This is a genomic window from Streptomyces sp. JH14 (assembly GCF_029428675.1).
GTDB lineage: Bacteria > Actinomycetota > Actinomycetes > Streptomycetales > Streptomycetaceae > Streptomyces.
Genome location: NZ_JAJNEL010000001.1, coordinates 2,280,934 through 2,293,671 on the forward strand (window position 1 = coordinate 2,280,934; position 12,738 = coordinate 2,293,671).

Sequence of the window (12,738 nt, forward strand, 5' to 3'; positions counted from 1 at the left end):
GCCCCGCAGCGGTCAGGGCACTGTCTGCTCCGTCCAGATGCACTTGCCGGTGGCGGTGTAGCGCGCACCCCAGCGCTGGGCCAGGGCGGCGACGAGCTGCAGGCCGCGGCCGCCCTCGTCGGTCTCGGCCGCATGGCGGATCCGGGGTGTGGTCAGGCTGCCGTCGGAGACTTCGCAGATCAGGCCCTCCGCCCGGAGCAGGCGCAGGCCGATCGGGCTTCTGCCGTACCGGACGGCATTGCCGACCAGCTCGCTGACCAGGAGTTCCGCGGTCATGGCGAGTTCGTCGAGCTGCCAGTCGGCCAGCTGGTCCCGTACGTGGTGGCGGGCCTCCTGCGCGGCGATCGGGCCGTCGGAGAGGACCCAGCCGGCGATGGAGTCGGCCGGGATCGCCCGGGTGCGGGCCACGAGCAGCGCCGCGTCGTCCGTGAGCTGCTGGCCCGGCAGCAGCTCGGCGAGGACGTCGTCGCAGAGCCGCTCCAGTGATGCGGCCTCGTCCTCGTCCGGTACAGGGCCCCCGGCGGCCAGCGCCTTCGCCAGGTGGACCATGCCCCGGTCGATGTCCCGGGTGGCGGATTCGATCAGCCCGTCCGTGTAGAGCACCAGCAGGCTTCCCTCCGGGAGGACCGCCTCGGTGGTCTCGAACGGCGGAAGAGCGGCGCCCAGCGGCGGGTCCGGCGGGCGCGTGAGGAATTCGGTGGTGCCGTCCGGGTACACGACCGCCGGTGGGGGGTGTCCGGCGGAGCCGAAGGTGCACGTACAGGTGACGGGGTCGTACACGGCGTACAGGCAGGTGGCGTAGAAGTCGTCGCCGAGGTCGTTCACGACATCGTTGAGGCGGTTGAGGAGCTCGTCCGGCGGGAAGTCGAGGTCGGCGAGCGTGTGTACGGCGGTGCGCAGCCGGCCCATGGTGGCCGCCTGGGCCAGGCCGTGTCCCATCACGTCGCCGATGACCAGCGCCACCCGGGCGCCGGACAGCGGGATCACGTCGTACCAGTCGCCGCCGACCTCGACGCCCTCGTTGGCCGGCAGATAGCGGGCGGCGGAGGCCACGGCGGGCAGTGCGGGCAGGATGTCCGGCAGCAGTCCCCGCTGGAGCTCCTGGGCCCGGGTGTGCTCGGCGTCGAACAGCCGGGCGCGTTCGATGGCCTGCGCCATCAGTCCGCTGAGTGTGATGAGCAGGCCCCGCTCCTCCCCGCCGAGGTGGCGCGGTTCGGTGAACGAGATGACACAGCACCCGACGAGGCGGCCGGAGACGATCAGCGGCAGGAAGGCCCAGGCGGCCTTGTTCACCGATGCGGGGGAGACGGCCCTCTCGGGATAGCGCTCGATGTACTCCTCCGCCGAGTCGACGAATATCGGTTCCCTGGTGCGGTGCACCTCCTCGATCGGGGCGATGCCGGAGACCGGCACCCCGTTGACCGTCTCGAGGAACGACTGCGGATATCCGACCGCCCCCGCGACCCGGACCATCGCGTCCTCGATGAGATGGAAGACGAGGCCGGAGGCGCCGAACGGCGCCATGACCCGCTCGGCGGTGGCGGTCACCACGTCCTGCATCGTCAGGGCCTCGGCGAGCGCGCCGGTCAGCTCGCTGATCCGGGCGTTGCGATCGGCCGTGACGCGTTCCGCGGTGGCGGACTCCGCCTCCTGCGAACGGTTCTCGGTGACATCGGCGAGGTACACCGTCAGGCCGTCCGTCATCGGGACCAGCCGCATGTGGTACCAGCGCCGGTTGGTGGGCCACCGCACGTCGAACCCGCCCGGTGTGCCGCTGTCGACGGCCCGCCGGTAGGCCGCCTGCAGGCCGAGTTCCACAGCGTCGACGCCGATGTCGGCGAGCGCGTCCCACAGGATCCGGCCGAGCAGAGCGTACGAGGTGCCCAGCAGACGTTCCGCCTCCGGATTGACGAAGGTGATACGCCATGCGCTGTCGACCGCGAAGAACGCCTCGCTCAGGTTCCGCAGCGCGCGTCGCACCAAGTCCCGGGCGGTACGGCTCTCGGTGGTGTCCCACACCGTGCCGATCATGCGGTCGGGCTGGCCGTCCTCCCCCGCCAGGACCCGGCCGCGCGAGGTGACCCAGCCCGAGCTCCCGTCCGGGCGGCGGATCCGGTACTCCACATCGGACACCCGGTGGTTGCGGATCGCCTGGCCGATCTCGACGAGAAGCCACGGCAGGTCATCGGGGTGGACCAGCCCGGTCCAGGTCTCGAAGCGCTGTCTCTGGGACTGTCCCGCCATGCCGAGAACGGCGAGGGCCGACTCGTCCCACAGCTGTTCCCCCGTGTCGAGGTCCCATTCCCAGGACCCCACCTTGATCGCTTCCAGTGCCTGCCGGAGCTGGGTGCCGTGCGGTTCCCTGGGCAGCCGGGTGACCGGCGTATCGTCACGCGTCCGGCCGGCGCCTTCCCGATCCGCATCCGTCCTCTGCTCCCGCAGCCTCAGTGCGGCCCACGCCGCCAGCACCTCGACGGCCCCCCGCTGCCGCTGCGTGGGCTGCCCCTTGCCGACGGTGAGCACGGACAGCGCGCCGACCGCCCCGCTCGGGGTGATCAGCGGAACGGCCAGCACCCCGCTGCCGTCCGGGAGCGCGGAGGTGGGTGACCAGGGGGCGGAGGCGCGGGGCTGATGGCACGGGGCACCGCCGGCGCCCGGAGCGGGTGTGCTGCCTGATGCGGGGCCCGGTGCGGACCCCGCCGCATCCGGCTCGAACGGGAGGAGCGGCGCATCACGCTCCCAGCCGTCGGTGGCGGGCAGCCACACCGTCACACCGTCGGTCACCGCGCGAGCGGGCGCGGTCGCGCCGTGCTCGTCGATCTCCTCCCAGTCCTTGGCCACCGTGCGGACCAGCCCGCTGGACGCCATCAGCAGCAGCCCCTGGCCCCCGGGGCCCCGTACATGCACCATCCCGCCCAGGCCGTCGGCCTCCGTCACGGCATGTTCCAGCGCAAAACCCAGGAGATCGGCACCCCCCAGTTCACTGCCTGCTTCGATGATCATCCGAAGTCGAGCCGCGCCGGCCTCGTCCATGAGGAGCTGCTCAGCCATCGCTCACTTTCCCTCCGCGATCCCGCGTAGGGCAGGGCACCCGGAATGAGTGTTTTGTACTTTCTCAGTGTACTGACGCGTCGCCCACGCGTACCGCTGGAACAGCCCTGCCGAAGCACCGGGGGAGGCGGCCGCCTGCCGGTGAGGCGTGCCGCCTCTCGTCCGGCGTCGTACGGCCGCCGGGATCCGGGCACGACGGCGAGCTGAGGGTCCCGCCCTACGCGGCGGCGGCGACCAGCAGCGCGAAGGCACCGGCCGAGAGCGCCGTGCGGATCCGGTGGAGGGTGTTCCAGCGGGACTCGAACGCCCGGCGGGCCGCGCTGTCGTCGCCGCCCTCGGCTGCCGCGAGCGCGGAATTGAGCGGGATGTTGCCGGCTGCGGTGACCAGATGGCTGAGCACCGCGCAGGCCAGCCCGCCCGCGACGAGACCCTGCTCGGCGGCGGTCCGGCCGTCGACCGGTACGACGAGGGCGGCGACCGGGAAGGCGACCGCACCGAGAAACAGGACCAGGAAGACCGGTCCCGGCACCTTCTCGTTGAAGCGGCGCATCGCGTCGGCGAACCTGTCGTCCGGCAGCGCCTTGAGGCCGGGCATGACCCCGGTCAGGAAGCTCAGCATGAAGCCGGCGTACAGGCCGGTGGCGAGGACGGCGAGCGCGAGCATCAGGGAGGTCATGGCGCACATCATCGCGTGGCGGGAGCGGGCTGTGCAGCCCTTTCCGTACGGCCGCCGCACAGCCGCCCACCGCCCCTCCCCCGAAGGGCCTCCCGCTCCCGGGTCAGTCCATCTCGCCCTCCTGCTGCACTCCGCCGTCCGATCCGCTGCCGCCCTTCAGCCGGTCGGCGCGGGCGATCGCGTCCGCCAGTTTCCGCACCGAGCTGTCCTCCGTGGCCGCGGCCAACGACGAGGCACGTGTGGCGAGTTCGCCGAGTCCCGGCTGACCGGGCAGCCTGTCGCCGCGCAGTTCCTGCGCGAAGTACGCCGCCACTGCCGCCACCTGAAGCCGCTTGCCACTGCCGCCGCCCCACAGGCCGCCGTCGATCGCGCCGGTCTCGACCGATCCCGACTCCTCGTGCGGCGCCCGCGTCCTCGGATCCAGCCAGCGCACCGTCGCGGTCGCCACGTGCCCGGCGGCGCCGTCGCGCAGCCGCACGGCGTAGAGCGCCGTCACCGTGTGGCCGGGACCGATCTCGCCGCCGTCCACGCTGTCGTTGCGGAAGTCCTCGTCGGCGACCTTCCGGTCCTCGTAACCGATCAGCTTGAACTGCTGGACGGTCTTCGGGTCGAAGGCGACCTGGGCCTTGGCGTCACGCGCCCGCAGTTCGATGTGGGCGGGGAGCTGGTCGACGAAGACCTTGCGCGCCTGGGTCTCGTCGGCGACGTACGTGGTGTGGCCGTCGCCCTTGTTGGTGAGGCGTTCCATCAGCGCGTCGCCGTAGTCGCTGCCGACGCCGACGCCGAAGAGGGTGATGCCGTAGTCGTGGCGGGCGGCGTCGATCCGTTCGAGGATGGCGTCGGCGTCGGTCTCGCCGGTGTTGGCGAGGGCGTCGGAGAGCAGGACGACCCGGTTGTTGGCGCCTTGGCGGTGTCCGTCGACCGCCTCTTCGTAACCGCGCCGGATGCCCGCTTCCACATTGGTGGAGTCGGTGGGTTCCATGGAGTCGACGGCGTCGCGGATCTTGCCGCGGTGGTCCCTCAGCCGGGTCGTCGGCAGCAGGGTCTTCGCCTCGTCGCTGAAGGTGACCAGGGAGACGGAGTCGTCGTCGCGGAGTTCGTCGGTGAGGATCGAGAGGGACTTCTTCACCAGGTCGAGGCGGCCGGGTTCGGCCATCGAGCCGGAGATGTCGACCACGAAGGTGAGCGCCGCTGCCGGGCGTTCACCGTGCTCGTCCGCGACGCGGGTGGCCAGGCCGACGCGCACGAGCGACCAGTCGCCGGCCCCCGCGCCGCCGGTGTCCGCCCGGGCCCCGTCGACCGTCACCGAGAAGCCGTTGCCGGCCGGCCGCCGGTAGTCCTGGCGGAAACTGTTGACGAACTCCTCGGGCCGTACGGTCTCCGCTTCCGGCAGGTAGCCGTCGGCGAGCCTGCGGCGCGCGTACCCGTAACTGGCGGTGTCCACGTCCAGGGCGAACGTGGAGAGATAGTCCGGCGCCACGGACTTCTGCCGCCCGCCCTCCGCCTGCTGCGCTCCTTCGTCCGACGCACCGGCAGTAGCGGGCGCGGGGGCGACCTGGCCGCCCCCGCTCGTCCCCTGCCTGCCGCTCGCGCCGTCGGCCGACGACTTGTGCACGCTGCCTCCGCCCCCGCATGCGGTGAGCAGCATCCCGCCCGCCAGCAGCAGACCCAGCATCCTGGCGCCTGCCCCGGCGTACTCCCTTGCGTACGTACGGCGTTCCATCCCCTACCCCCAACGTCGCTTCAGCACTTGTGAATGTGACGTCCGGGGCAGCGCCGGGGAGCAGACGAAGACGTTGCGGATGGATCTCGATGCGGCAACGGTGGGCACGAAGACCGTGAATCGCCGCGGAACATCAACGTCAGGACACGATGTCCTTACGACTGAACCCTCGGAACGCGAGGGCGAACAGGATCAGGGCGTACGTCACCGAGATCGCCGCCCCCTTGGCCATGCCGCCCCACTCCAGGTCGGGCTGGAGCGCGTCCGCCCACGCGAACTGCCAGTGCGCGGGCAGGAATTCGCGCCAGGTGCCCAGTGCGGTGACGGCGTCGAGCACATTGCCGACGATGGTCAGTCCGACCGCGCCGCCGACCGCGCCCAGCGGGGCGTCGGTCTTGGTCGAGAGCCAGAACGCCAGCCCGGCGGTGACCAGTTGGGAGACGAAGACGAACGCGACGACGAGTGCGAGCCGCGGCACGGTGTCGCCGGCCGCGAGCGCGCCGCCGGTGGGGAGTTCGAGCGGCCCCCAGCCGTACGCGGCGGCTCCGGCGGCCAGTGCGACGACCGGCAGCAGCACCATCGCGCCCAGGCTGAAGCCGAGCGCCACGACGAGCTTGCTCCACAGCAGCCGGGCCCGCGGCACGGGCGCCGCCAGCAGATAGCGCAGCGACGACCAGCTCGCCTCGGACGCGACGGTGTCCCCGCAGAACAGCGCCACCGGTACGACGAGCAGGAACCCGGCGGAGACGAACAGGCAGGTCGCGGCGAAGTTCGCGGCGGATGCGGTCGCCGTGTCCATCAGCGTGATCCGGTCGCCGCCACCCCGGGAGCCAGGGGTGCCGCCGATCGCGAACGCGATGATCAGGACGAACGGGAGGGCCGCCAGCACCCCGCCCATCACCAGGGTGCGGCGCCTGCGCAGCTGCCGTACGGCCTCGACGCGCAGCGGCAGGGTGTGCCGCGCCCGGTATCCGCGCGCCTCGGCGGCGCCGGTGACATCGACTGCGGCACTCATGCGGAGCCTCCGGAGATCAGGGTGAGGAACGCGTCCTCCAGGCGGCGGTGCGGTCCGACGCCGGTCAACGGCACGTCGAGCCGGACGAGTTCGGCGATCAGTGCGGAGGACGAGGTGTCGCCGTCCAGCCGTACGAGCAGCCCTCGCCCGTCGTCGGTACGGACCGCGGAACCGATCCCCGGCAGCGCGGCGACCTTGTCCACCAGCGGTTCGGCGACCTCCGCGGCGGTGCTGATCAGCAGCGTGTCGCCGGAGCCGGTGATCTCGGCGACCGGGCCCGCCTGGACGAGCCGGCCGCGGTCCATGACCACCAGGTGGGTGCAGGACTGTTCGACCTCGGAGAGGAGATGGCTGGAGACGATGACGGTCCGGCCCCCGGCCGCGTACCGGATCATCACGTCCCGCATCTCGCGGATCTGGGGCGGGTCGAGGCCGTTGGTCGGTTCGTCGAGGATGAGGAGGTCCGGCATGCCGAGCATGGCCTGGGCGATGGCGAGCCGCTGCCGCATGCCCTGCGAGTACGTCCGCACGGCGCGGGCCAGAGCGTCACCGAGTCCGGCGATCTCCAGGGCCTCCTCGATGTGCGAGTCCTCGGCGGGGCGGCCGGTGGCCTGCCAGTACAGCTCCAGGTTGGCGCGCCCGGACAGATGCGGCAGGAAACCCGCCCCTTCGACGAACGCCCCGACCCGGGACAGCACGGGTGCGCCCGGCCGGATGGCGTGCCCGAAGACGCGGATCTCGCCGCCGTCGGGGCCGATGAGCCCCATCAGCATCCGCAGCGTGGTGGTCTTGCCCGCTCCGTTCGGACCGAGGAGCCCGAGGACCTGTCCCTTCTCGACCCGGAAGGACAGGTCCTCGACCGCGTACCGATCCGCGGACCCGGCGTACTTCTTCGACAGGCCGGTGATCTGGAGCGGGACGTCGGCGAGCGCCGGGTCCGGGGCCGGGGTCGCGGAGCGGCGGCGCGCGGTGAGCAGCAGCGCGAGTGCGATGACGGCGGCCGCGGCCGGAAGTCCCCAGGTCCACCACGGCAGCCCGGCCGAGGCGGTCTTCACCGCGGGTGCGGTGGGGACGGACATCGGTCCGTCGAGGGAGACGGTGTAGGTGGTCGGCTCGGCCGGTGAGGCGTAGGCGAGGTCGGTGGACGAGAGGACGAGGCGGAGCCGGTGTCCGGCGTCGAGCGCGTGGTCGACGGCGGGCAGGGTCAGCTCGACGGGGCTGTTCTGCTGCGCGGGTGTGATCCGGTACGGGGCGACGAGCTGGGCGGGCAGCACCTGCTGACGCCCGTCCGGCGCCACGTCGTACACCTTGCCGAACAGCACCGCGTCGCCGCGCCCGGCCGTCACCTTCACACGGACGGTGGGCGAGCCGGTGATGCGCATCGAGGTGTCGAGCGGTGCGGAGTCGAAGCGGGCGTACTGGCCGGGGAAGTCGAGCGAGAGACCGACGCCGAGGGTGGAGAGCTGGGCGAGGCCGCCGCCGATGCCGGGGACGGCGGAGATGGCGGGCGGGTTGGCACCGGCTGGATTGCGGAAGGTCTGCGTCCGCCGGCCCGCGGGCGCGCCGGCCGTACGGTCCTGCCCGCCCTTCTTCCCGTCGTTCTGCCCGCCGTACGCGGATGCGCCCAGGCCCATGACGGCCTGACCGCCGCTGCCCGAGCCCGTGAGCGCGATCTGCCGCTCGCCGCTCGACAGCCCCGGGTAGTGGTCGCTGGTCGCGCCGCGCTGGAGTGCGGCGCCATCGGTGGAGTCGACGCCTCCGGTGCGGGTGACGCGGAAGGCGGGTCCGGTGTCGGCGCCCTTGTCCTCCTTCAGATACCGGTCGAACCATGACCCGATCCGGCTCTCGACCCGCCCGCTCTCCAGGTTCCCGCCGTCGTGTCCGCCCGCGATCCAGTCGACCGAGACGGGTGCGCCGTTACGGCTGATGGCGTGTGCCATGGCGTCGGCCTGGCCGAGCGGGAAGAGGGAGTCGGTCTGCCCCTGCACGATGAGCGCGGGCACCTTGATGCGGTCGCCGACGACGGACGGAGAGCGCTCGGTCAGCAGGTTCCGGGCGGCGGCGTCCGGCTTCCCGGAGACGGCGACCCGTTCGTACATGGTGCACAGCTGCTTCTCGAACTTCTCGCAGCCGCCGCTCGAGGTGATGAAGATCCCGGCCCAGAGCTTCTTGAAGACTCCGTCGGGGAAGAGCGCGTCGGCGAGGTTCCAGTAGGTGATCACCGGCGCGATGGCGTCGACGCGCTTGTCATACCCGGCGGCGAGGAGCGAGACCGCACCCCCGTACGAGGCTCCGGTGACGCCGACGCGCGGGTCGCCCGCGGCGTCCAGCTGCACCTCGGGCCGGCGGGCCAGCCAGTCGATCAGTGCGGACACGTCCTTGACCTCGCGGTCGGGCGCGTTGAGCGAGATCTCCCCGCCGGACTTCCCGAACCCACGGGCCGACCAGGTCATCACCGCGTACCCGGCTCCGGCCAGCTTCTCGGCCTGCGCCCGCACATCGTCCTTGGAGCCGCCGAAGCCGTGCCCTATCAGCACGGCGGGCCGGCGCCCCGAACCTCCGGACGTGAAGTACGAGGTGTCGATCGGCACCCCGTCCATCCGCATCATGCGGTCCTCACGGTGCACCGCGGGCGCACCGTCGTCGGCCGCCGCGGTCCAGGTACCGGCGCCCGCCAGCACGACGAGCGCGGCCAGGGCCGCCGCCCATCGGGCGCGTCCACGGGTCCACCGGCGCCATCGGGAGTCAGGGGTCTGCATCTCTCGACCCTAAGCGCCCGCCCCGTGTGCCCGGGTCGCCGCAACGGGGGAAGTGCCGGGCCTCCTTGAGGCGTACGGCGCTCCCCTGCCGTACTCCGGACGCGGTACGCCTCGCGCCGTGCGCCACCCGGTCCGGCCGGTCGCCGCCCGTCAGCCACTGGGCAGAACCGGGCGTGTTCCGGCCTGCCCCCGTGATCCACGGGCGTTGGTGGTTCGGAGCGGGGTCAGTTCCTCGCCTCATCGGCCAGGAAGGCGCTCAGGCTGTCGAGGAGCATGGTGCTGCCCTGCTCGGCCATGTCGCGTTCCTCGGCGGTGTCGCAGGTCTGGTGGAGCACGATCTGCGTGTGGTGGTCGTTCTGCTCGCCGAGTTCCACGGTCATGGCTGCGGGCGCGGGCTTGCCGGGTACGTCCATGCCGACCACCAGAAGGCGGTTCTCGGCGACCTCGAGATAGGAGCCGGTCAGCGGGAACTGTCCGCCGTCGGGCGTGACGATCGTGGCCTTCCACGCCCCGCCCGGCCGTACGTCCATCTCGACGGAGCCGGCAACGGCGTAGGCCCACCGGGCGTACTGGTCGGGAGTGGTCCACGCCCGCCACACCTTCACCGCGGAGGCGTCGAGCTTTCGGGTCAGCTTGTAGGAGAAGCCGTTGGCCGGGGTGGTCTGCTCGGTGCTCATGCTTCGTCTCCTCGTTTTCGTGCCTGGTCGGGACTGTCGCACTGGTAGACGCACGTGGACGCGGAGACTCATCGGTCTTGCCGGGGTTTCTCCCCCTTGGGCGAGGATGCGGGTGGGGAGCGGTTGGAATGAGCCCGTCCCTACGGGTGGCACGCCCTCGTCGCGGGTCATGCGTGCGGGAGAGGCTGCTCCGTCCAAACGGTCTTGCCATCGTGGGTGTAGCGGGTGCCCCAACGCTCCGTGAGCTGCGCGACCAGGAAGAGCCCGCGGCCGCCCTCGTCCGTGCTGAGGGCCCGTCGGAGGTGAGGGGAAGTGTGGCTGGTGTCGGACACCTCACAGATCAGGCAGTGTGTACGGATGAGGCGCAGGGTGACGGGACCGGCCGCGTACCGGTAGGCGTTGGTGACGAGCTCGCTGGCGACCAGCTCGGTGGTGAAGGCCAGTTCCGTCAGCCCCCATTCGGCCAGTTTCGCCGTGGTCAGCTGCCTGGCACGGGCAGCGGCGGTCGCTTCCAGGGGCAGCTGCCACGTGGCGACATTCTGTGGGGGCAGCACCCGCGTACGGGCGATGAGCAGCGCAATGTCGTCGGCGGGTAGGTGCTCCCTGGGCAGCAGCGCTTCGATCACGGCACGGCAGGTGCCGTCCAGGGGGTCGGTGGAGTTGGTGAGACATTCGTGCAGATGATCCAGCGCGACGTCGATGTCGCCGTTGCGCGCCTCCAGAAGGCCGTTGGTGTAGAGCGTGAGCAGGCTCCCCTCCGGGAGGTCGAGGTCGCACGTCTCGAACGGCAGTCCGCCCAGTCCGAGCGGTGGGCCTGCGGGCAGGTCGAGCACGGTCACATGGCCGTCCGGCGTGGTCATCACCGGTGCCGGGTGGCCGGCGCGTGCCAGGGAGCAGTGCCGGGAGACCGGATCGTAGACGGCGTAGACGCAGGTGGCCCCGATCATCTGCTCGATCGACGGCCCATTGCCGTCGGTGTTCGCCTCCAGCTCGGTGGCCAGCAGACTGACCAGATCGTCCAGCCGCGCCACCACCTCGTCCGGTTCCAGGTCGAGGCTGGCCAGGGTGCGCACGGCGGCGCGCAGGCGGCCCATTGAGGCCGCAGCATGGATCCCGTGGCCGACCACGTCTCCCACAACGAGAGCGACCCGGGCCCCTGACAACGGGATCACGTCGAACCAGTCACCGCCGATGCCCGGTTCACCGCTCGCCGGGAGGTATCGGCAGGCCACCTCGACGGCCGGCAGGTCGGATGCCGCCCTCGGCAGCAGACTGCGCTGCAGAGTCAGGGCGGCGCTCTGCTGCTGGGTGAAGCGGCGCGCATTGTCGATGCAGACGGCCGCACGCGAGGAAAGCTCCTGGGCCACGGCGACATCGCCGTCCTCGAAATGCTCCGAATGGCGCGATCGCCATAGGCTCACTACGCCCAGTACCAGACCGCGCGCAACCAGAGGCGCCGCGATCAGCGAATGAACTCCGAGACTCAAGGCCATCTCGATCCGCCGCCGGTCCGTGGCGTACCACTCGGGGCGCAGCGGCAGCAGTCCTTCGAGAATCGGGCGACGCTCGGACAGGCACCGCGCCTGCGGAGATTCCGGAAGCAGCGGGACCACATCGCCTTCCTGGAACGGGACGCGGTGCTCTGGGGGGGAGAGGGCGACTCGGAGCAGCGGACCTGACGCACCGGAAACTGGTTCATCACCCAGTGTCACCGGCTTGAGGAGCTCCACCGAGCAGTAGTCGGCCAGGCCGTGGACGGCCGCCTCGGCCAGTTCCCGAGCGGTCTGTGTCACGTCCAGTGAGGTTCCGATCCGGACGCTTGCCTCGTTCAGCAGGGCGAGCCTGCGTTGGGCCCGGTGGCGGTCGGTCACGTCCTCGATCGTCTCGGCCACGCCGAGAATCCGGCCCGAGGGGTCTTCCATGCGGAACGCCGAGACGGACACGATCCGTTCCCGGCCTGGATCGTGGCGTGCCCGGGCGGACTGCTCCGTGAAGATCAACGGCTCGCCGGTCTCCAGGACGTGCCGTACCCGCTCATCGGCCGAACCCGCGTCCTCGTCGACCATGAATTCGCGGGGGCGACGGCCCACCGGCGCCTCGGCCGGGACGCCGCTTGCCTTTTCGACCGCGCGGTTGACCCGAATCACTCTCCTGTCCGGGCCGTAGGTGACCAGACCGATCGGGGACCGGCGGTACAGGCCGTCCAGCAGCGCACGGTCCCGCTCCCAGGCACCGACCTCCGCGGCCGGGGCTCCGACCAGGACCCACTCCCGGCTGTCCCCGTCCCGAGTGACCGCGCGGGCCCGGAAACCCATCTCCACACGCCGTCCGTCGCGGTGCCGGACGGGCAGGACCCCGAACCAGCCCCCCGTCCTCACGGCGTCCACGACGACGGCCCGCGCGACAGGCAGGTCACGGGCGTCGACCAGGAGGTCCTGCCACGCCCGTCCAAGCACGTCCTTGGCCGGATAGCCCAGCAGCTCCTGTGCACGTGCGCTCCAGCCGACCACGGTTCCTTGATCGTCGAGCACAGCCGAGGCGCCACGCCCGAGGGCGAACGGATCCTCGGCATTCTCGCTGAAACGCATCGACGGCGTCCCCATAACCACCACCTTGCCTAGTGACTCCGATGCTCCTCCCCGCTGTCTCCGTTCGCTACCTCCCGTTCCTCCCGGCCAGGCGGTCCGGCAGGAGTGGAGGACGACGCGCAGCATGTGCAACGAATGAGGCAACGTCTGCTGCCCCAGCAGGACGACCCGGCCGTGGCACCGCGTCAGTGACGATCGGTGCCACGGCCGGTCGGGCCGGACCCGGGCCGGCTCGGCTACTACTCCGAT

At 71.5% G+C, this 12,738-nt stretch carries 7 protein-coding genes; all 7 read right to left on the minus strand.

The window, feature by feature from the left end; all coding sequences use genetic code 11:
• Nucleotides 1-12: 12 nt before the first annotated feature.
• Entirely contained in the window at nt 13-3,051 is a 3,039-nt protein-coding gene (locus LRD69_RS10295) for a SpoIIE family protein phosphatase (protein ID WP_277326260.1), read from the minus strand.
• A 217-nt stretch (nt 3,052-3,268) separates the two neighbouring features.
• The gene (locus LRD69_RS10300) at nt 3,269-3,727 is read right to left on the minus strand and encodes a DUF1772 domain-containing protein (RefSeq protein WP_277326261.1); all 459 of its coding nucleotides are present in this window, start codon (nt 3,725-3,727) and stop codon (nt 3,269-3,271) included.
• A gap of 103 nt (nt 3,728-3,830) precedes the next feature.
• On the minus strand, nt 3,831-5,450 hold the full coding sequence (locus tag LRD69_RS10305) for a von Willebrand factor type A domain-containing protein (RefSeq protein ID WP_277326262.1): 1,620 nt from the start codon (nt 5,448-5,450) through the stop codon (nt 3,831-3,833).
• Between the two features lie 139 nt (nt 5,451-5,589).
• Nucleotides 5,590-6,465, minus strand: a complete 876-nt coding sequence (locus LRD69_RS10310) for an ABC transporter permease (protein ID WP_277326263.1) — start codon at nt 6,463-6,465, stop codon at nt 5,590-5,592.
• Nucleotides 6,462-9,224, minus strand: coding sequence for an alpha/beta fold hydrolase (locus tag LRD69_RS10315; RefSeq protein WP_277326264.1), 2,763 nt, complete (start codon nt 9,222-9,224; stop codon nt 6,462-6,464). The genes LRD69_RS10310 and LRD69_RS10315 overlap by 4 nt, the downstream gene beginning before the upstream one ends.
• 224 nt (nt 9,225-9,448) lie before the next feature.
• The gene (locus tag LRD69_RS10320) at nt 9,449-9,901 is read right to left on the minus strand and encodes an SRPBCC domain-containing protein (RefSeq protein WP_277326265.1); all 453 of its coding nucleotides are present in this window, start codon (nt 9,899-9,901) and stop codon (nt 9,449-9,451) included.
• A 167-nt stretch (nt 9,902-10,068) separates the two neighbouring features.
• A complete protein-coding gene (locus tag LRD69_RS10325; RefSeq protein ID WP_277326266.1) occupies nt 10,069-12,489 on the minus strand; it encodes a SpoIIE family protein phosphatase in 2,421 nt (806 codons plus the stop codon).
• Between the last annotated feature and the right edge of the window lie 249 nt (nt 12,490-12,738).

Bases quoted from the DNA above. Each gene is read 5' to 3' on its own strand.
- LRD69_RS10310 (WP_277326263.1), bottom strand. From the start codon at position 6,465: ATGAGTGCCGCAGTCGATGTCACCGGCGCCGCCGAGGCGCGCGGATAC.
- LRD69_RS10325 (WP_277326266.1), bottom strand. From the start codon at position 12,489: ATGCGTTTCAGCGAGAATGCCGAGGATCCGTTCGCCCTCGGGCGTGGC.
- LRD69_RS10320 (WP_277326265.1), bottom strand. From the start codon at position 9,901: ATGAGCACCGAGCAGACCACCCCGGCCAACGGCTTCTCCTACAAGCTG.
- LRD69_RS10305 (WP_277326262.1), bottom strand. From the start codon at position 5,450: ATGGAACGCCGTACGTACGCAAGGGAGTACGCCGGGGCAGGCGCCAGG.
- LRD69_RS10295 (WP_277326260.1), bottom strand. From the start codon at position 3,051: ATGGCTGAGCAGCTCCTCATGGACGAGGCCGGCGCGGCTCGACTTCGG.
- LRD69_RS10315 (WP_277326264.1), bottom strand. From the start codon at position 9,224: ATGCAGACCCCTGACTCCCGATGGCGCCGGTGGACCCGTGGACGCGCC.
- LRD69_RS10300 (WP_277326261.1), bottom strand. From the start codon at position 3,727: ATGACCTCCCTGATGCTCGCGCTCGCCGTCCTCGCCACCGGCCTGTAC.